General features: G+C 67.1%; 19 protein-coding genes and 1 tRNA gene. 10 read left to right on the top strand and 10 right to left on the bottom strand.

Annotated features, from left to right (window positions below):
* Positions 1 to 3: 3 nt before the first annotated feature.
* Genes E0E39_RS11800 through E0E39_RS11790 form a run of 3 tightly spaced genes read right to left on the bottom strand, consistent with a single transcriptional unit; the run spans position 4 to position 2,536 of the window.
* On the bottom strand, positions 4 to 1,035 hold the full coding sequence (locus E0E39_RS11800) for a zinc-dependent alcohol dehydrogenase (RefSeq protein WP_130874918.1): 1,032 nt from the start codon (positions 1,033 to 1,035) through the stop codon (positions 4 to 6).
* Positions 1,036 to 1,075: 40 nt separating this feature from the next.
* Positions 1,076 to 1,900, bottom strand: a complete 825-nt coding sequence (locus E0E39_RS11795) for a hypothetical protein (protein WP_130874917.1) — start codon at positions 1,898 to 1,900, stop codon at positions 1,076 to 1,078.
* Between the two features lie 9 nt (positions 1,901 to 1,909).
* Positions 1,910 to 2,536 carry a class I SAM-dependent methyltransferase gene (locus E0E39_RS11790; protein WP_130874916.1) on the bottom strand — a complete coding sequence of 209 codons (627 nt, stop codon included), beginning with the start codon at positions 2,534 to 2,536 and terminating at the stop codon, positions 1,910 to 1,912.
* A gap of 45 nt (positions 2,537 to 2,581) precedes the next feature.
* Between E0E39_RS11790 and E0E39_RS11785 the strand changes: the two genes are divergently transcribed.
* The gene (locus tag E0E39_RS11785) at positions 2,582 to 3,997 is read left to right on the top strand and encodes a DHA2 family efflux MFS transporter permease subunit (RefSeq protein ID WP_130874915.1); all 1,416 of its coding nucleotides are present in this window, start codon (positions 2,582 to 2,584) and stop codon (positions 3,995 to 3,997) included.
* A 27-nt stretch (positions 3,998 to 4,024) separates the two neighbouring features.
* On the opposite strand, the gene E0E39_RS11780 is transcribed toward E0E39_RS11785, so the two are convergent.
* Complete coding sequence (locus tag E0E39_RS11780; RefSeq protein ID WP_130874914.1) at positions 4,025 to 5,737, bottom strand: dolichyl-phosphate-mannose--protein mannosyltransferase; 1,713 nt, start codon at positions 5,735 to 5,737, stop codon at positions 4,025 to 4,027.
* Between the two features lie 86 nt (positions 5,738 to 5,823).
* Between E0E39_RS11780 and rsmI the strand changes: the two genes are divergently transcribed.
* Genes rsmI through E0E39_RS11755 form a run of 5 tightly spaced genes read left to right on the top strand, consistent with a single transcriptional unit; the run spans position 5,824 to position 9,779 of the window.
* Positions 5,824 to 6,672: a 16S rRNA (cytidine(1402)-2'-O)-methyltransferase gene (gene rsmI, locus E0E39_RS11775; RefSeq protein ID WP_130874913.1), complete on the top strand. Its 849-nt coding sequence runs from the start codon at positions 5,824 to 5,826 to the stop codon at positions 6,670 to 6,672.
* Positions 6,669 to 7,532: a TatD family hydrolase gene (locus E0E39_RS11770; protein ID WP_130874912.1), complete on the top strand. Its 864-nt coding sequence runs from the start codon at positions 6,669 to 6,671 to the stop codon at positions 7,530 to 7,532. Before rsmI ends, E0E39_RS11770 begins: the two co-directional genes overlap by 4 nt.
* Positions 7,525 to 8,382, top strand: a complete 858-nt coding sequence (gene rsmA / locus E0E39_RS11765) for a 16S rRNA (adenine(1518)-N(6)/adenine(1519)-N(6))-dimethyltransferase RsmA (RefSeq protein WP_130874911.1) — start codon at positions 7,525 to 7,527, stop codon at positions 8,380 to 8,382. The genes E0E39_RS11770 and rsmA overlap by 8 nt, the downstream gene beginning before the upstream one ends.
* A gap of 4 nt (positions 8,383 to 8,386) precedes the next feature.
* Positions 8,387 to 9,286, top strand: coding sequence for a 4-(cytidine 5'-diphospho)-2-C-methyl-D-erythritol kinase (locus E0E39_RS11760; protein WP_130874910.1), 900 nt, complete (start codon positions 8,387 to 8,389; stop codon positions 9,284 to 9,286).
* Positions 9,287 to 9,296: 10 nt separating this feature from the next.
* Positions 9,297 to 9,779: a MarR family winged helix-turn-helix transcriptional regulator gene (locus E0E39_RS11755; protein ID WP_130874909.1), complete on the top strand. Its 483-nt coding sequence runs from the start codon at positions 9,297 to 9,299 to the stop codon at positions 9,777 to 9,779.
* Here the strand turns inward: E0E39_RS11755 and E0E39_RS11750 are convergent, their stop codons facing one another.
* The 3 genes from E0E39_RS11750 to E0E39_RS11740 form a co-directional block, all read right to left on the bottom strand.
* Positions 9,780 to 10,352: a neutral zinc metallopeptidase gene (locus E0E39_RS11750; RefSeq protein ID WP_130874908.1), complete on the bottom strand. Its 573-nt coding sequence runs from the start codon at positions 10,350 to 10,352 to the stop codon at positions 9,780 to 9,782.
* 798 nt (positions 10,353 to 11,150) lie between these two features.
* The gene (locus E0E39_RS11745) at positions 11,151 to 11,768 is read right to left on the bottom strand and encodes a TetR/AcrR family transcriptional regulator (RefSeq protein ID WP_207302558.1); all 618 of its coding nucleotides are present in this window, start codon (positions 11,766 to 11,768) and stop codon (positions 11,151 to 11,153) included.
* A 105-nt stretch (positions 11,769 to 11,873) separates the two neighbouring features.
* The gene (locus E0E39_RS11740) at positions 11,874 to 12,434 is read right to left on the bottom strand and encodes a DNA-3-methyladenine glycosylase I (RefSeq protein WP_130874906.1); all 561 of its coding nucleotides are present in this window, start codon (positions 12,432 to 12,434) and stop codon (positions 11,874 to 11,876) included.
* A gap of 146 nt (positions 12,435 to 12,580) precedes the next feature.
* Between E0E39_RS11740 and E0E39_RS15830 the strand changes: the two genes are divergently transcribed.
* Positions 12,581 to 12,659: transfer RNA gene (locus E0E39_RS15830), tRNA-Gln, on the top strand.
* Here E0E39_RS15830 and E0E39_RS11735 read toward each other — a convergent pair.
* Together E0E39_RS11735 and E0E39_RS11730 are read right to left on the bottom strand one after the other, a co-directional pair.
* Positions 12,648 to 13,709: a hypothetical protein gene (locus E0E39_RS11735; RefSeq protein WP_130874905.1), complete on the bottom strand. Its 1,062-nt coding sequence runs from the start codon at positions 13,707 to 13,709 to the stop codon at positions 12,648 to 12,650. The genes E0E39_RS15830 and E0E39_RS11735 overlap by 12 nt on opposite strands.
* A 63-nt stretch (positions 13,710 to 13,772) precedes the next feature.
* Entirely contained in the window at positions 13,773 to 14,870 is a 1,098-nt protein-coding gene (locus E0E39_RS11730) for a hypothetical protein (protein WP_130874904.1), read from the bottom strand.
* A 151-nt stretch (positions 14,871 to 15,021) separates the two neighbouring features.
* Between E0E39_RS11730 and glmU the strand changes: the two genes are divergently transcribed.
* The 3 genes from glmU to E0E39_RS11715 are packed head-to-tail and all read left to right on the top strand — an operon-like array spanning position 15,022 to position 18,442.
* Positions 15,022 to 16,503 carry a bifunctional UDP-N-acetylglucosamine diphosphorylase/glucosamine-1-phosphate N-acetyltransferase GlmU gene (glmU, locus tag E0E39_RS11725; RefSeq protein ID WP_130874903.1) on the top strand — a complete coding sequence of 494 codons (1,482 nt, stop codon included), beginning with the start codon at positions 15,022 to 15,024 and terminating at the stop codon, positions 16,501 to 16,503.
* A gap of 44 nt (positions 16,504 to 16,547) precedes the next feature.
* A complete protein-coding gene (locus E0E39_RS11720; protein WP_425470713.1) occupies positions 16,548 to 17,495 on the top strand; it encodes a ribose-phosphate diphosphokinase in 948 nt (315 codons plus the stop codon).
* Entirely contained in the window at positions 17,492 to 18,442 is a 951-nt protein-coding gene (locus tag E0E39_RS11715; protein WP_130874902.1) for an L-lactate dehydrogenase, read from the top strand. The genes E0E39_RS11720 and E0E39_RS11715 overlap by 4 nt, the downstream gene beginning before the upstream one ends.
* Before the next feature lie 58 nt (positions 18,443 to 18,500).
* Here the strand turns inward: E0E39_RS11715 and E0E39_RS11710 are convergent, their stop codons facing one another.
* Positions 18,501 to 19,190: a Crp/Fnr family transcriptional regulator gene (locus tag E0E39_RS11710; RefSeq protein WP_130874901.1), complete on the bottom strand. Its 690-nt coding sequence runs from the start codon at positions 19,188 to 19,190 to the stop codon at positions 18,501 to 18,503.
* Positions 19,191 to 19,209 lie beyond the last annotated feature (19 nt).

The raw sequence follows: 19,209 nt of genomic DNA, 5'->3' as shown, positions 1-19,209 counted from the left end.
AGCCTACCCGGCCGCGCCTGTCGCGGCCTCGTGGACGATGGCGACACCCAGGGCGTGGTCGCGATCGGCCGCGGTTTCGAGGGCGGTGGTCAGCCGGTCGAGGGGGAACTCGTGGGTGATGATGCTCGTGACGTCCACGTCCGTGTGGCTCAGGAAGTCCATCACGGCGGCGACGTCATCCGGGGTGTAGCCGCCGGAGCCGGTGATCCGCTGGGATGCGTAGGCCAGGGATGCGAGGTCGACCTCGACGGGGGCGGCGTGCACGGCGACCACCACGAGACGGGCCCCGATCCGTCCGATCCGCTGGAATGTGCCGATGAGCGCGTCAGCGCCCGCGGCGTCCACGTAGATGTCCGTGGCGCCGGTCGTGCCGTGGAGCGATGGTGCGTCCCCGAACAGCTCCCGGCAGGCCTCGGTGACGTCGCGATCTGAGGGATTGACGGTGTCGAAACCGAGACCGGCCGCCTTGGAGAGCCGGAAATCCGACATGTCGGCGACGAGCACCCGCCGGATTCCGAGGCGCCGCAGACCGAGCGCCACGCCGATCCCGATGATCCCGGCGCCCCAGACCAGTGCTGTCTCGCCGTCGCGGGGATCGGCCTGCCGTGCGGCGTGGAAGGCGACGGTGAACGGTTCGATCAGGGCGGCCGCCCGGTCCTCGATCTCGTCCGGTACCGGATGGAGTTGGACGCCGGGTTTCGCATCGGGCACCAGGATGTACTCGGAGAAGCCGCCGAGCGTTCCGGCCCGCCCGGTGTCTCCCCGGGCCAGCAGCGGATACGGGTAGACGCGCTGCCCGACGGTGAACTCCGTGACGGCCGAACCGATCGCCGCGACCCGCGAGACGACCTCGTGCCCGAACTCGCTACCCGGTGTGATCCGGTGGGCCTGCGGGCCGTGGAGGTAGGCCGAGACGTCCGATCCGCACACCCCGGCGTGGAGGTTCTGGATCACCACGTCGCGCTCGCCGGGTTCGGGGACCGGCAACTCGACCAGGTCGACCGATCCCCGGCCCCTGTAGATCGCTGCTTTCACGGTGTCCTACCTTTCCTTCTCGCCCCAGCCGGTATGGGGATCATTCGTGTGTGGTGCCGCCGTCGTCCGTTTCCGTGGTGGTTGTCCTCGCAGCCGGGGTCTTGAGGGTCGTCAAAAGGCCGATCAGCGCAATGAGGGCACCGACACCCATGCCGAACAGGGCGCTGGAGATGACGGCGTTGGGGCTGCCCTGCCGGGTCAGCAGCGCGCACTGGGTGAGCACCATCGCGACCATCGCGTCGGCCAGGGCGAAGCGTCGCAGCGCCCCGAACACCGGGGTCCGCAGACCGCGGGTGCGCCACACGCTCGCGATCGCGGTGCCCATCTGCACGAAGGCCATCGTGGCGATGCCCAGCGCGACCCAGCCCGGATAGTGGGGCGGCTCCCCGATCTCGGTCATGCGCCGGCAGATCAGCAGGTAGCCGACACCACCCAGCGTCAGCAGCAGACCTCCGCGACGCCGGATGCGGTAGGCACGCGCGACATCGAGCGACCCCTTGGCGCGTTCATCGGTCTGGAGCACGACGACCCGGTGGGAGAGGTAGCCGCGAACCAGCGCCAGGAACAGGCAGTAGCCGGCGTTGATCGCGACCCACTCGCTGGCCCCGATCACCCCCAGCGCCAGGTTCACACAGCTCGTCAGGACGCTGATCACAGCCGATACGGCGGTGAGGGCGACCGACCGGGCCAGCCAGTTCCGCACCAGGCCGCGAAACCCGCCCAGGCCCGATACCCATTGTCGTGCGGTGTCCCGGGGCCGTCCCGCGGTGCGTGGCCTCGGCGCATCCGGAGCGGCTCCCGCCGACTCGTCAGCCGCGTGCAGACGCTTGGGTTGCTCCTGATTTCCGGCGTCCGTCTCCATCACTGATCGAGCCTACTCCTGAGCGCCTGCGATGCCGCGTGACCTGGTCCAGCGCAGCAGATAGCGGTAGTACAGGCCGCGCCGGATCCGCACCCCGGGCAGAACCCGTCGCGCCACTTTCCGGATGGTTCCGAGATCCTCGCGGGGATCGCGCGTGACCACTCCGACATCGCGGGTCTCCTCGTGCCACGCCGATGCGCACCACGCGAACGGCCACGTCAGCGCCAACCAGGCCCAGTCGGTGGCTGTCCGGGTGGCTGACAGGCCGACCACGAGCAGATCACCGCCGGGCCTCAGGAGCCGGGCGGCCCCGGCGAGCGAGTCGCGAAGATCCATGTGGTGCAGCGACGCGACGAAAACAATGAGATCGAAATCCCGGTCGACGTGTAGATCTGGGAAAATCCCTTGACGGAGTGTGACGTTCGTTGTGCGGCCGACACCGGCCAGCCGTTGCCCTGCCCTGGTGAGGGAGCCGGCGTCGGGATCGATGCCCGTCAGGCTGCGCGCCACCGGGGCGAGCCTGCGCAGCAGGAGCCCGTCACCGCAACCGACGTCGAGGACATCACGGTGTCCCCGCGCCCGTGCGATGCGTGTGATCCACGGGTGGTAGGCGGTGTTGTGGTTCCAGTACACGTCCACCGCACTATTGTCCTTGCAGAACACGTCTCAGTACCAAGGAGCCCCATGAACCAGCCTGCCCCCGGTGAACAGCCCATGGCATGGCGGTCGTTGTGGGCCATGGTGGTGGGGTTCTTCATGATCCTCGTCGACACCACCATCGTCACCGTCGCCACCCCGACGATCATGCGCGAACTGAACGCGGACGTCACCTCCGTGGTGTGGGTTTCAAGTGCCTACCTGCTGGCCTACGCGGTGCCGCTTCTGATCACCGGGCGCCTCGGGGACCGGCTCGGGCCGAAACAGGTCTATCTGGCCGGGCTCGTGGTCTTCACCCTTGCGTCCCTGGGATGCGGACTGACGACCACTGTGGAGCTGCTGATCGCCGCCCGGGTGGTCCAGGGGTTCGGTGCCTCCCTGATGACCCCGCAGACGATGGCCGTCATCACCCGCCTGTTCCCGCCCCACCAGCGCGGCAAGGCGATGGCCATCTGGGGCGCCACGGCCGGGCTGGCGATGCTCGTCGGCCCCATCCTCGGAGGTCTTCTGATCGGGACACTCGGCTGGGAGTGGATCTTCTTCATCAACGTCCCCATCGGTGCGGCCGGCTACGTCGCGGCGCTCAGGCTGGTCCCGGACCTGGAGCAGCACACGCGCAGGTTCGACTGGCTCGGGGTCGCGCTCTCCGGGGCCGGGCTGTTCTGCATCGTCTTCGGTCTGCAGGAGGCCAGCTCCCACGACTGGGGCGTCATCCACGGTCCCGTCACGGTCACATCCCTCCTGGTGGTCGGTGGCGTTTTCCTGATCGCCTTCGTGATCTGGCAGCGGTTCAACCCGAACGAACCGCTGATGCCCTTGAAGCTGTTCGCCGACCGGAACTTCTCCGTGGCCAACCTCGCCATAGCCCTGGTCGGGATCACCACCGTCACCACCCCGTATCCGCTGATGATCTGGGCCCAGGACGCCCGGGGGCTGAGCCCGCTCCTGTCGGCCCTGATGAACGCCCCCGCTGCGGTTGCGACGATGATCCTGGCGAACTGGACCGGGAAACTCGTCAACCGGGTGCACCCCCGCTACCTGACCCTGTTCGGCGGGAGCGTGTGGGCGGCCTCCCTGCTGGTCGCGGGGCACTTCCTCGACACCACGACCCCGGTGTGGGTTCCGGTCGCAGCACTCACCTTCACCGGGGTGGCGAGTAGTTTCGTGTTCAGCCCCCTCTCGGCCGCGGCGACGGCCAATCTCCCGATGAAGCACGCCGGCGCCGGGTCGGGCGTCTACAACGCCACCCGGCAGGTGGGTTCGGTGCTCGGCAGCGCCGTCGTCGCCACCGTGATGAGTACTCTGCTGGCCGCCTCGGGACGGACCCCCGACGGCATCGCCTCGGCCATGTCGGGCACGCTGCTGCTGCCCGCCGCCTCGATTCTCGCGGTGGCCGTCATCGCCTGTTTCCTCGAACGTCCGAGACATCAGCGAAAGAACTGACCCCGAAGCCGGTCGCCCCGGCCCGCGTCAGATCCAGGTGCCGAACCACATGCGCGACAGCCACTCGGGCCGGGTCAGCAGGGCGTCGGTGAGGATCGGGTGGATGAACGTGAAGTGCAGGATCACCACACCGACCGCCACACCCACCAGCATGGCGCGGACCCTGCGTTTCGGGTGATTCGCGGGGCCGAGGATCTTGCCCAGCGCCATCGCCAGCCCCGTCGCGTAGAAGGGCAGCAGCACGATGGCGTAGAAGAAGAACAGGGGGCGGGCCGCGAACTGGAACCACGGTAGCCACACCGACAGCACACCCAGGACGGGAACGGCGAACCGCCAGTCGCGCCGCCCCAGCCACCACCAGATGCCCGCGACCAGCGCGGCGCAGGCCATCCACCACAGCACGGGGGTGCCGATGCCGGAGATCACCCGGAGACAGGTGGTGCCGACGGCCTCGCAACCCTGATCACCCGGCTGGATGTCGTTCTGCGCGTCGATGCCGATCGGCCGCACCATCACCAACCAGCCCAGGGGATGGGCCTCGTAGGGGTGCTCCGCGTTGACCATCATGCCGTCGCCCGTGTGGAACGAGAAGGCCGAGACGTGATAGTTCCACAACGCCCCGAGATCGGCCCCGAGCAGTTTCACGACGGGATTGTCCGGGTTTTTGGTCCCCCAGTCACGCAGGTAACCCCCCGAGGTGGTCAACCAGCCCGTCCACGAGGCGATGTAGACGGGGATCGCCACCACCACCGTGGACAGGAAGGCCATGGGGGCGTCCCCGAGCAGCGACCTCCACAGGCCCAGGACGTGGGCGTAGAGGATCAGGCCCCCGACGGCACCGACCAGCAGAGCGGCCTGCACGTAACCGATGCGGGAGCCGGCGATGATCGTGGCACAGATCATGAAAACCGACGCCACGCTCCATGTGAGCCAGGTGACCTCGCGCCGCATCCCCGCCCCGGCGAGCCTGCGCGCCCCGATGTCCCAGGCCACCGTCAGAATCCCGAACACCGCCACCACGTAGACGGAGTTCCACTTCACCGCGCAGGCCGCCCCGAACATCAACCCGGCGACGAGCCGCCACGGCCGCCACAGCACCGGCGGCCCGTATGCGCCGTCAAGGGAGTCCAGGTTGTTTCCGCGCAGGTAACCGGCCAAACGCAGCCGGAACCAGTCGCGATCCGCGACCAGCGCGGCGACTGCGGCCAGCACGAAGGTGGCCTGGAAGATGTCCAGCAGCGCGATCCGGCTCATGGTGAAGGCCAGGCCGTCGAAGGTCACCAGCAACCCGGCGATGCCCCCGACCAGCGTGGAACGCGACAGACGACGAGCCAGCCGCACCGTCAGCAGCACCATCAGAGCCCCGAACACGCAGGCCGAGATCCGCCACCCGAAGGGCGTCATCCCGAAGAAGTGTTCCCCGATCGCGATCAGCCACTTGCCCAGCGGCGGATGCACCACGTAGGCCGGGTTCTCGGTGAAACCGCTCAGGTCCCCGGCGGCGATCTTGGCGTCCGTGCCGAACTGCTTGTTGTCCAGCCACTGCCTCTCGTATCCGGAGCGCAGCAGCCCCCAGGCGTCCTTCGCGTAGTAGGTCTCGTCGAAGACGATCTTCCCGGGGAAACCGAGGTTGCGCACGCGCGTCAGGAAGGCGAACACCGCGAGACCCACCGCCACCAACCAGCCGGCCAGCCGATCCTGGAGTCGACCGTCCTCAAGCGCCTCGATAGTCCTCACCACGCGGACAGTCTAGGGGGAGGGGGAGAACGGATCGCGACCTCTGCCGCTGCTGTCTCTGCTGACACGAAACCCGTAGGCTGACCGGCATGGAACCCACGCGAGGCCGGCTGGTGCTGGCGGCCACCCCCATCGGTTCGCACACCCACGCCAGCCCGGCGCTGCGGGAGGTGCTGGCGGCCGCCGATGTGATCGCCGCCGAGGACACCCGCCGCCTGGCCACCCTGCTGCGCCGCATCGACGTGGCCACCACCGCCAGGGTGCTGTCCTACTTCGAGGGCAACGAGGCCGCTCGCACCGCCGAACTGACCGGGGCGGTGGCCGACGGGCAGGAGGTGGTGCTGGTCACCGACGCGGGCATGCCGTCTGTCAGCGACCCCGGGTACCGCCTCGTGGCGGCCTGCGTCGAACGCGACCTGCCGGTCACCGCCGTTCCCGGGCCATCGGCGGTGCTGACTGCGCTGGCGGTCTCCGGTCTGCCCTGCGACCGGTTCTGTTTCGAGGGTTTCCTGCCCCGAAAAGCCGGGGAGCGGCGTGCCCGGCTGGCGGGACTGGCGGCCGAGGAACGCACCATGATCTTCTTCGAGGCCCCGCACCGGCTCCACGAATGGCTGCTCGACGCGGCCGAGGCGCTCGGCCCGGACCGGCGGGCCGTGGTCTGCCGGGAACTGACGAAACCCCACGAGGAAATCGTCCGGGACGACCTGGCCGGGCTGGCCGCCTGGGCTGCCGGTGGGGTGCGCGGCGAGGTCACCGTCGTCGTCGCAGGGGCGGTACCTCTCCGGGTCGACATGGACGAGGCCCTCGAACTGGTGGCCTCCCGGGTCGCCGACGGTGAGAAACTGTCCGGGGCCGTGCGTGCCGTCGCGGATCTGCTCGGGGTCCCGCGCAAGGAACTCTACGAGGCCGCGCTGGCGGCCAGGAAGAAGGGACAATGAGCCTTCCACAACATCTGCCCGCTGCGCCTGACATGCTTCCCGCGCATGTCATCGACAATCACACCCATCTGGGATCCACCGCCGAGTACTCCGGCCTCGGCGTCGCGGATTCGCTCGAAGTGGCGGGCTCCGTCGGGGTGGCCGGGGTGGTGGACGTCGGCTGCGACCTGCCCTCGTCGCGCGCCGCGGCGCAGCTGGCGGCCACCGATCCCCGGGTCCGGGCCGCCGTCGCCATCCACCCGAACGACGCCGCCCGGCTCTTCCAGCGCGACGGGCTGGCGGCCCTCGACGCCGAACTGGCGGAGCTGCCCGCCCTCGCAGCGCTGCCCGGGGTGGTGGCGGTCGGTGAAACCGGCCTGGATCATTACCGCACCCGCGATGCGGGGGCCCGCGAGGCCCAGGCCCACAGTTTCCGGTTCCACATCGACCTGGCCCGGGAACGAGACCTCACCCTCGTCATCCACGACCGTGACGCCCACGCCGATGTCCTGAAGGTTCTCGACTCCGTGGAATCTCCCGAACGGGTCGTGATGCACTGCTTCTCCGGGGACACGGATTTCGCCCGCGAATGCGTGGAACGCGGTTTCTGGTTGTCCTATCCGGGGGTGGTGACCTTCGGGTCGGCCGGGTCGCTGCGGGAGGCCGCGAAGGCGACGCCCCCGGAACGCATCCTCGTCGAGACCGACGCGCCCTATCTCACGCCGAAACCACAGCGCGGCAAACCCAACGCCCCCTACCTGCTGCCCCACACCGTCGCCTTCCTGGCCGAGCTGCTCGGCGTCGGCCTGGCCGATTTCTGCCGCTTGGTGACGGCCAACACCGAGGCCGCCTACGCGACCCGCTGGGGCGGCGATGACTGATACCGGCCTGCTCGATCCCGCATCGGTGCGGCGCATCGCCGCCGAACTGGGGCTCCGCCCCACCAAGCAGCGCGGCCAGAACTTCGTCATCGACGCCAACACGGTGAGGCGCATCGTCTCGCTGTCCGGGATCGGACCCGACGACGTGGTGCTGGAGATCGGACCCGGGCTGGGGTCGCTGACCCTCGGACTGCTGGAGGCGGCGAGCGAGGTGAGCGTCGTCGAGATCGACGAACGCCTCGCGGGAAGACTGGGGGCCACCGTCGCGCAACGACTGGGCCGGGACGCGGCGGCGCGCCTGAACGTGGTGGCCGCCGACGCCATGACCGTCACGGAACTGCCGGGCCGGCCACCGACCGCGGTGGTGGCGAACCTGCCCTACAACGTGTCGGTGCCGGTGCTGATGCACCTCCTGGAGAACTTCCCGTCGTGGCGGCGGGGCCTGGTGATGGTGCAACTGGAGGTCGCCGACCGGCTCGCGGCGCAACCCGGCTCGAAGGTCTACGGGGCGCCCAGCGCGAAACTGGCGTGGTGGGCCTCTGCGAAACGGGTCGGCACCGTACCCCCGAAGGTTTTCTGGCCCGTGCCGAACGTCGATTCGGGGCTGGTGCGGCTGGAACGCCGCGACCCACCCGCGACCACCGCCACCCGGGAACGGACCTTCGCCGTGATCGACGCGGCCTTCGCGTCGCGCCGCAAGATGCTGCGGGCGGCGCTGTCGGGGATGTTCGGTTCCTCGGCGGCGGCCTCCGGGGCCATCGAATCGGCGGGCATCGATCCCCGGGCCCGGGGCGAGGCCCTGGACGTCGCGGACTTCGCAGCCATCGCGAGCAGGCAGCAGGTAGGTTGAGCCCGTGAAAGAAGTGCGGGTGCGGGTGCCGGCCAAGGTGAACCTGGCGCTGAACGTCGGGGCCACCGACACCGAGGGCTATCACGCCCTCGGGACCCTTTTCCAGGCGGTGTCGCTGTTCGACGACCTGGCGGCGCGGCCCGCCGAGGCCGGGGTGTTCCGGGTGAGTTTCCGGGGCGAGGGCGCCTCCGGCCTGCCCGTCGACGACACCAACCTCGTGGTCCGCGCGGCCCGGTTGCTGGCCGAGACCTGCGGGACGGGGAACCTCGGGGCGGAGATCCGGGTCCACAAACGCATCCCCGTCGCGGGAGGCATGGCCGGGGGGTCGGCCGACGCCGCCGCCACCCTGGTCGCCTGCGACCGGCTGTGGGGGACGGGCCTGGACGCGGAGCAGCTCCACGCTCTCGCGGCCCGGCTCGGCGCCGACGTGCCCTTCCTACTGCACGGCGGCACCGCCGTCGGCACCGGACGGGGGGAGAAACTGAGGCCCGTACCGGTGCGGGGCAGGTTTCACTGGGTGCTGGCGCTGAGCCATCACGGCCTGTCCACCCCGGCGGTGTTCCGGGAGTTCGACCGCATCAGCGAGCCCCGGCCCACCGACATCAACCCCGGCCTGCTGGCCGCCCTGGCCGATGGTGACACCTCTGGCGTGGGTTCGCTGCTCGGCAATGACCTCCAGCAGGCGGCCATCAATCTTCAGCCCGAGCTGGCCGACGTTCTGGCGATGGGATGCGAAGCAGGGGCGGTCGGTGCCCTGGTGAGCGGCTCCGGTCCCACCATCGCCTTCCTGGCCGGGGCCCCGGCCGCGGCCGATGCGATCTCCGACCGGCTGGTGCTGTCCTCCCGGGTTCGTGCCGTTCGTCGCGTCCACGGGCCCGTGTCGGGTGCGCGGGTCGTGAGCTGAAGGAGCAGGGATGGACGAGGTCGACGAGGTGATGGCCGCGTGGCACCGGGAACGCCCCGACCTCGCTACATCCCCCATGGGGGTGTGGTCGCGGATCCACCGGCTGGCGGCTCTCCTGGACGCGGAGCGCAAATACTGCTTCGCCGAACACGGCCTGGAGATCTGGGAGTTCGATGTCCTGGCGGCACTGCGGCGCGCCGGCAGGCCCTACCGGCTGTCCCCGGGCCAGCTGCTGCAGCAGACCCACGTCACCTCCGGGACCATGACCAACCGGGTCGACCGGCTTCGCGCCCGGGGGCTGGTCACCCGCCATGCCGACCCGAGCGACGGCCGAGCCGCCCTCATCGGGCTCACCGCCGCCGGCCGCCGGGCCGTCGACGAGGCCCTCGGGACGCTGGTCGAACTGGAGGAATCGCTGCTGGCCGGATGGGATCTCCATGAACGTGACAATCTCGCGGCGATGCTTCGCCGTCTGCTGCTTGCCTCCGGGTGATCACCTGACCTTCTCCGAGCCCACCACCCAGGTGTTGCACCCGCCGATGGTCTCGGAGTGGAAACCCCGCATGCCCCAGTACAGCAGCGACTCAGGGCTGCCGTGGATGCCGTCGTCGAGGAAGCTCTGCATGCTCTTGCGAACCTCTTCGTAGTTTGCCCGGGTTAGTTGGAAGGAGTCGTCGCTGCGCAGCATCCCTGTCGCATAGCATTCGGCCTGTATCTCTGTCCGGCGCGCCGTCTCGTTGCCGCTGGGAAGTTGGTGTCGGACCGCCTGCACCTTGCTGAGGTTCTGGATGTGATGTCCGTACTCGTGGAAGATCATGAGTTTGATCCAGATCTCGCTTGCGACGCTGTCCGTCAGCAGCTTGGTGCCGAAGTACAGGCTGCCGCCATCGGCGGAACAGTACACGGCGGGAGCCTGCATACTTCCACACGGTGAGTGTGCTGTGTCGCCCTCGAAGTAGTAGACAGGAACCGAATGGGTGGAATACCCGAGTCGTTCGAACACCGGCTTCCAGGCTTTCTGCACACACTCAATTCCTGCCTCCACCTGCTTCTTCATCTCGGCCATGGAATCGGCGTGGGATGCCTTGGGGCAGCCGGTCAGATCGGGCCAGCTGAGGTCTGACTATTATACACATCTCCGAGCCCACGAGACCAGAGAGGATCTCGTATGCCGTCTTCTGCTTGAAAAAAAAAAATATACAGAGACTACACGCGTTAGCGTTGATCCTCTTCTACATCGTCTATTGACATATGTCGGTCGTATCAGTCTTCTTTACTTTCTTGCTCAGCTATATAGTGGTGGGGGTGGGTACTGGTGATGGGGTCTGCTGGGACGATGGTGGTGCAGACTTCTGCGTTCTTCTGGAGGTCGTGGTCGGCTCGGTGCTGGCTGATGAGTTGCTGCCGGGACGGGTGGAGGTCTCGTGCGGCACCGTCGCCGTGGGCTCGTGGGAGCGGAGGGTGCCTGCCAGCAACGCCAGAAAGGAAACCAGCACAACCGCCCCGAGCACGACGCCGAGTGCCAGCGGTACATTGTTGCCGCCCCCGCGGACCGGAGGCCGAGGTGCGTACTGGTGCTGAGGAGCGTACTGGAACCCGAAACTCTGTGGGGCCTGAGGGCGAGGTCCTTGGGGATTCCAGTAAGGATTCGTGGACATGGGAGCCCAGCCCTGTCCGGGGCCTTGCTGAGGCCCCCAGGTAGGTCGCGGGTCCGCCTGCCACTGCCCACCCGGGCCAGAAACGCTCATCGTCCTTCTGTTCCTTCAGTCCGTTACGACAACTGTCAACAAAATGTTCGCATCTTCCGGGATCATCCACTACCGGAAGGAATCGCTGCGTCACTCTGCCGGGCGTCGCGGCTGGCTCATCGCAGCCCGTCCTTGAACTCAACGAGAAGCTTCGGCCTGGCCTTCAGGTTGGCCATCCCGTTCCAGGCCAGGTTGATAAGGTGCCGGGCCACCACCAGCCGCTCCGGCTCGCGATTGTCCAGCCACTGTTGGCCGGTCATTGCGACCAGCCCCACCAGGGCCTGGGCATACAGGTGCGCGTATCGCGGGTCGTGACCCAGGCGGGCGAACTCGGCCCCCAGGATCTCCTCCACCTGGATGGCGATCTCGCTGAGGATGGAGGTGAAGGAGCCGGTCGGATTCGCCAGCGATGAGTCGCGTGAGAGGATGCGGAAACCATCCGGGCATCGGTCGATGTAGTCGAGGAGAGCCAGGGCACCGCGCTCGAGGGTTTCCCGGGGACCCGCGCCGGGTTTGTTCAGCGCTGCCCGGATCTCCGCGTGCAGTGTGGTGGTCTCCCGCTCCACCACCGCCTGATAAGCGCCGTCCTTGCCTCCGAAGTGTTCGTAGACCACGGGTTTCGACACCCCGGCCCGAGCGGCGATCTCCTCCACGGAGGTGCCCTCGAAACCCCGCTCCGCGAAAACCTCCCGGGCGACGGTGAGCAACTGTTCGCGTCGTTCCGCCGAGCTCAGGCGCACTCGCGAACGGCGGGCGCGTGTGCTGGCGGGCGTTGGCATGGTTCCAGTCTCCCGCATCCGCGGGGCGATACCCAAACAAGGGCCCCGGGGGTCCGGTGTTCATGTCCTCGCCTCACGTACCAAGCACGATGCGAGGTGGTCGTTGACCAGCCCGATGGCCTGCATGGTGGAGTACAGCGTCACCGGACCGACGAAACGGAACCCCAGGTTCTTCAACCGGTTGCTGAGGGCCTCGCTGCCCGGCGTCCGGGTCGGTATCTCATCGCGACTTCTCGGCGGGGGCGACTCAGGAGGGGCGTGCTCGGCGAAGATGTCCGCCAGACGTCCACCCGCGACGTGCAGGGCGACCAGGGCCCTGGCGTTGAAGATGCCGGCCCGGATCTTCCGCTCGTTGCGGATGATCCCGGAATCGGCCATCAACCGGGTGACGTCCTCCTCCCCGAAACCCGCCACCGTCTCCGGGTGAAAGCCCGCGAAGGCCGATCGGAACGCATCACGCTTGCGCAGCACGGTGATCCAGCTCAGCCCCGACTGGAAGCCCTCCAGCACGAGCCGTTCGAGCAGTGCCGACTCCTCCGGATCCTCGGGAAGGGGGCGTCCCCACTCGGTGTCGTGATACCGCTCGTACAGCGGGTCTCCCGTGCCGAAACAACGCTCCATGTCTCCTCCTCGGATCGATCCTCCTTCAGTAATCATGAACACACCGGAGCCGGATCCTCCGGAAACGCAACGCCGACGCGAGAATGTGGAAACCCAACGAGCACTTCTTTCCGTTAGACTTGCGACCGGCCCGGGGTTCGGGCCGTTCCCCGGTTGGTCTTCCGGCAGGGCCCGCCTGACTTTGAATCAGGACTAGCGAAGTAGGTTCGACTCCTACCCGGGGAGCCCGAGGAACCTGGTCAGGATCATGTAGGCCAGGAAGACGGCGAACACGATGAAGACCGAGATGTTCACCCCGCGCCGCAGCCGTTTGCCCTCCGGCGCGACCTGAACGGGGTATCCCGGTCCGTAACCGGCGTTCCCCGCAGCCCCGGCCAGCGCACGTGGATCGCTGTAGCGGCCGACGACCGGGGTGAGCGAACCCAGCACGCCGTTCGCGATGGTCTCCAGCAGGCGCCAGGTGGCCGGGTTCGTCAGATCCTGGGCGGAACCCGTGTAGCAGAACAACCAGTCGTCGACCATTTCGATGTCGTAGACCACCCGGGTGTTCAGCAAGGCCTCCATGACGTGGGGCGGCAGCAGCTGGAAGGCGTCGCGGCCGTAACCGTCGGGGGCGTAGAGCTGGTAGTGGCTGTCGAAGGGTTCCCCCAGGCTGATGCGCTGCGAGGACGCGAAGGTCTCCGGCAGGTTCGTTCCCCACCTGCCGTTGTTCGCCCTGGCGTCGAGCAGCAGGTGCGGTACGGGATGCGGCAGCCGGAACGCGGCGAAACGCCAGCGGTGGGTGGTGTTGTCCTCGCCCGAACCCGTGGTGTATTCGTAGCAGCCGGCATCGGCCAGCACCCCGGTCGGGGAGAACAGATGGAAGGTGGAGGCCCGGGAACGCCCCTTGTTGAAAAGCAGCCCCGGGTAGTTGGGATCGGCCGAGCGGATTCCGAACCGCATCCCGTTGGCGTCGGCGAAACGCGCCAGCAGGGCCCAGTCCATCCGGCGCCGACGAGCCTTCAAAAGGTTCCTGACGACAGTGACGGCCATCGTGACGAGGACTGCGCAGAAAAAGAGCGCGAAGAGCAGGAACTGATTCGAGGATCTGGAGAATCGCAAGCCGATGAAGAAGTTGAAGGCGCTCAAGACGAAGGCGACCACGAAGATGAGCACGAGAAGCCACGTGGACGACTTGTGGGGTCCGAACTCGCCGTTTCTGCGGCGCTGTTTCAGGACCTGCAACTCCTGCGGGGCGAGGGGAGCCACCAAGGGATCCGTGTTGAATCTCACCATGAACCCTCAGGCTAACCAGACGAGGGCTCACGTGGTAGGGCCGGCCCCGGCCCGGCCCCGCCGCTACCTGGCGAGTATGTAGGTCATCTGGATGAACAGGAAGAATCCGATGGCCCCGATGACTCCGACGATCAGGAGGGCCAGCCCCAGGTTTGGTCCGCTCCGGAGGCGTCTGCCCAGCGGCGCCACCAGCGCCGGGGTTCCCGGGCCGTACAGGGCGGGGGCGGCCGCCTGCCCCGGCAGGTGTGAGTCCGAGTAGCGGCCGACGACCGGGGCGAGCGAACCCAGCACGCCGTTCGCGATGATCTCCAGCAGGCGCCAGGTGGCCGGGTTCGTCAGGTCCTGCTGGGATTGGGTGTAGCAGAACAGCCAGTCGTCGACCATTTCGATGTCGTAGACCGCGGGAGCGTTCAGCAGTGCCTCCATGACGTGGGGAGGCAGCAGCTGGAAGGCGTCGCGGCCGTAACCGTCGGGGGCGTAGAGCTGGTAGTGGCTGTCGAAGGGTTCCCCCAGGCTGATTCGCTGCGAGGACGCGAACGCCTTGGGAAGATTCGTCAGCATCCACATGTTGTTTGCCTTGGCGTCGAGCAGCAGGTGCGGGACGGGATGCGGCAGCCGGAACGCGGCGAAACGCCAGTGGTGGGTGGTCCTGTTATCGCCCCTGCCGGTGACGTACTTGTAGTCGCCGACGTCGGCCAGCACTCCGGCCGGGGAGAACATGTGAAGGGTCGAGGCCCGGGAACGCCCCTCGTTGAAGAGCAGCCCGGGATACCGGGGCTCCGCCGAACGGATCCCGAACCGCATCCCGTTGGCGTCGGCGAAACGCGCCAGCAAGACCCAGGAGCGCTGCCGTCGCAGATATGCCCTGATCAGCAACACCATGAACAGAGCCGTGGCGCAGATCGCGATGATGATCAGGATCGGCAGAAACGATTGCCACAGGGGGCGTGGTGAATCTCCGGATGAGACCATTACCCCGATGAGTTGCACGGTCGTCCAGAGCATGTGTCCACCAATGAGCGCGATCACTCCGATGGCTCCCACCACGTAAAGGCCATGCGTCGTGGGACCGAACTCGCCTTGTCTGCGACGTTGTTTCAGTGCTTGGATTTCCTGTGTGGTGAGTGGTGCGACCAAGGGGTCCGTGTTGAATCTCACCATGAACTTCATGGTATCGACACAGTGGGTCAGCGGACCTGACCGTTTCGGTGGATCAGGTCGGCCTGGTGGTGGGCCAGCAGGCCCCACGACTGGTAGTTTCGTACCGTGAGTCCGGGGGAGGCCCCGGCGAACCCAAGGGAAGGAAACCGCCTTGACCATCCCTGACAGCGACCTGGCTCCCGTCGCAGCGGTCATCGTCCTGGCCGCCGGTGGTGGAACACGAATGAAATCGCGTCACTCCAAACTGCTTCACGAGCTGTGTGGCAAATCGATGCTCAGCTACGCCGTCTCGGCGGCCTCGGCGCTCAACCCGCAGCACCTCGTGGTCGTGGTCGGGCACCAACGCGTCGAGGTCCTGGAACACCTCGAATCGCTGAGCCAGAACGTGACCACCGCGGTCCAGGAACAACAGCTGGGCACCGGCCACGCGGTCGCCTGCGGACTGGAGCAGCTGCCGGACCTCGAGGGCGAGGTGGTCGTCACATACGGTGATGTGCCGCTGCTCACGGGCAAGACCCTCCGCAAACTCGTCTCCATCCACCGCGCCGAGAGCAACGCCGTCACGGTGCTGACCGCGGAGGTGGAGGACCCGACGGGCTACGGGCGGATCGTGCGCACCGGCGGAAAGGTCACCGGAATCGTCGAACACCGCGACGCCTCCGACGAGCAGCTCCTGATCCGCGAGATCAACTCCGGCATCTACGTCTTCGACGCCGCCGTCCTGCGCGACGGCCTGGCCCACCTGAGCACCGACAACGCACAGGGCGAGCAGTACCTCACCGACATCCTCCGTTACGCCCACGACCTCGACCGTCCCGTCGGGGCGTTGATCACCGACGACGTGTGGCAGACCGAGGGCGTCAACGACCGCGTCCAGCTGACCCGGATGAGCCAGGAACTGAACCGTCGCATCCTGGAACGCTGGATGCGGGAGGGAGTGACCGTCATCGACCCGCGCAACACGTGGGTCGACGTCGACGTCGACCTCAGCCAGGACGTCACTCTCATGCCCGGAGTGATCCTCCAGGGAGCCACCACCATCGCATCCGGTGCCGTCATAGGTCCGGACACCACCCTCCAGGACGTCGAGGTGGGTCAGAACGCCACCGTGATCCGCTCCCACGGGTCCTTCGCGATCATCGGCGACGGGGCCAACGTGGGTCCGTTCTCCTACCTGCGTCCCGGAACCCAGCTCGGTCCCGGCGGGAAGATCGGCGCCTTCGTCGAGACCAAGAACGCGGTCATCGGGGAGGGATCGAAGGTGCCGCACCTCAGCTACGTCGGTGACGCGGTCATCGGCGACGGGGCCAACATCGGGGCGGGTACGATCTTCGCCAACTACGACGGCGTCAACAAATCCACCACCCACGTCGGGAACTCCGCCTTCATCGGGTCGAACTCTGTGCTCGTGGCGCCCGTCGACATCGCCGACGGGGCCTTCGTGGCCGCCGGTTCCGCGGTCACCGACGACGTCCCCGTGGGGGGGCTCGCCGTGGCCAGGGGGCGGCAGCGCAACGTCGACGACTGGGTCGTGACACGCCGTCCCGGATCAAAAGCCGCACGGGCCGCGGCCGAGAGCGATGGCAACGTCCATCCCGCGGTCGTCGAGGCAAGGGCCAGGAAAAAAGAATGAAGCGAGTTCGTATGGGCAACGAGACCGCGAACAACAAACATCTGATGCTCTTCTCGGGCAGGGCCTTCCCGGAACTGGCCGAGGAGATCGCGTCCACGCTCGAGACGAGCCTGGTCCCGACCCGTGCTCTCGCCTACGCAAACTCCGAGATCTACGTGCGCTTCGAGGAATCGGTGCGTGGCTGCGACGCCTTCGTGATCCAGTCGCACACCGCGCCCGTGAACGAGTGGATCATGGAACAGCTGATCATGGTGGATGCCCTGAAACGGGCCTCCGCGAAACGCATCACCGTGGTCGCACCCTTCTACCCGTACGCACGCCAGGACAAGAAACACCTCGGGCGGGAACCCATCTCGGCCCGGCTAGTGGCCGACCTCTACAAGGCCGCGGGCGCCGACCGGATCATGTCGGTGGATCTTCACGCCTCCCAGATCCAGGGTTTCTTCGACGGCCCGGTGGATCACCTCTGGGGGCTGCCGGTGCTGAGCGACTACGTCCGGGAGCACTACGACACCTCCGAGATGTGTGTCGTCTCACCCGACGCGGGACGGGTCCGGCTGGCCGACATGTGGACGGACGAGCTCGGTTGTCCGCTCGCGATCATCCACAAGCGCCGCGACCACGAGAAGGCCAACACGGTCGCCGTGCATGAAGTGGTCGGTGACGTGCAGGGCAGGACCTGCATCCTCGTCGACGACATGATCGACACTGCCGGAACCATCACCCAGGCGGCGCTCGCGCTGCAGGAGCGGGGTGCCAGCAAGGTCATCTGCGCCGCCACCCACGCAGTGTTCTCGGGGCCTGCGGTGGAGCGGCTGAACAACTCGGGCATGGCGGAGATCATCGTGACCAACACGCTGCCGATCCGGACCGCCGAGCCAATCGACAATCTGACGGTGCTGTCGATAGCCCCGTTGATAGCGAGGGCCATCAACGCCGTCTTCCGTGACGGATCGGTGACATCTCTGTTTGGAGGGCAGGCATACAAATGAGTGTTCGTGGGGTTAACAAGCTGTCAATCATCGGTGCCGGTGCGGTGGGCTCCTCGCTGGCCTACGCCAGCCTGATCCGGGGGGTTGCCCGGCACGTCGTGCTGCACGACATCAACGCGGCGAAGGTGCGCGCCGAGGCCCTCGACCTGGCCCACGGCAGCCAGTTCATGCCGCAGGCGAAGGTCGAGGGATCGGAGGACCCTGAGATCACCCGGGGGTCCGACGTGGTCGTGATCACCGCGGGAGCGAAACAGAAACCGGGGGAGACCCGGATGGATCTGGCGGCGTCCACCGTGAACCTGATGAAGAAGGTGATCCCACCGCTGGTGGAACGTTCCCCGGAGGCGATTTTCCTCATGGTGACCAACCCGGTGGACGTCACCACCTACGCGGCCTTGAAGATCAGCGGGCTTCCTCGCAACCAGCTGTTCGGCTCCGGTACGGTGCTGGACTCCTCCCGGCTGCGGTACCTCGTCGCCGAGGCCTGCGAGGTCGCGGTGGTGAACGTCCACGCCTACATCGCGGGTGAACACGGGGACTCCGAGATCCCGCTGTGGAGCGCTGCCACCATTGGTGGTGTGCCACTGCTGGACTGGGAGCGCCAGACCGGGAAACTGGACGAGTCCACCCGCGACGCGATCGCGGATCGTGTGGTGAACGCCGCCTACGAGGTGATCGCGGGCAAGGGAGCCACCAACTACGCGATCGGCCTTGCGGCCACCCGGATCATCGAGTCGGTGCTGCGCGACGAGCACCGGGTGCTTCCGATCTCGAGTCTCGTCGAGGACTGGCACGGCATCAAGGACGTCTGTCTTTCCGTGCCCACCCTCGTCGATCGTCAAGGAGCCGGACGTTCCCTCAGGCAGCCGCTGACCGACGGGGAACTCGGTTGCATGCACGAATCCGCTGACGCCATTCGGCACACGCTGAAATCATTGGGGTTCTGAGAACCTGAAACGTGCCGTCTTCCTGCCTGCGTGGCGCAGGCAGGAAGACGGGCACCTTTCAGGCCGTGTGTTCCTGTGACGACGGTCGGGGAATGGCTCCCCTTTGGCGGAGTCGGGAGACCACGCGGTTCAGGCCGACGGGGGTCAGGCCGAGATACTGGGCCACCTCGCGTTGCGGCAGACGCGCTGCCAGCCGAGGGTATTCCTGCAGGAAGGCCAAGTAGCGCTCCTCGGTGCTCATGGTCAGGAACTGGTATTCGCGGTGCGTGTGATAAGCCACGAGACGCAGCAGGGTGGCGATCGTGAAGCGATACCATTCGGGGTGGCGGTTACCCAGTGCGGAGAGGAGACGAATCGGAGCGCCGAGGAGGATGGAGTTTTCCTTCGCCACTCCACGTTCGTGCGAGAGCGCGAGTGGGGATTCCAGGATCTGATGGTTCGGGGGAAGGTCGAGTAGTTCGCTGAGTTCGTGAGGGGTCGTGCTGAGGAAGACGTCTCCTTTTTGCAGGTAATTGGTGACGTGGGATTTCTCTTTGATGGTGACCATGGACGTGATGGTTCCACTCAGCACCAGCCACATCATGGGTTGGCTCCCGTTGGGCACCGGCTGCCCGGAATCGATCTCCACGAGGGCGGAGGACGCCGCGCACAGGTTCCAACCCGGCATGGGACAACCGACGATTTTCTCGACGGTCCGCCGCGCGACGTGTTCCCAGCGGGTGCCTACGAGATGTGTGACGCTGGTCATGATCAGATCTTAACCCCGG

The sequence above is a fragment of the [Pseudopropionibacterium] massiliense genome (assembly GCF_900607225.1).
Taxonomy (GTDB): Bacteria; Actinomycetota; Actinomycetes; order Propionibacteriales; family Propionibacteriaceae; genus Arachnia; species Arachnia massiliensis.
This window is presented reverse-complemented; position numbering and strand designations above follow the sequence as displayed.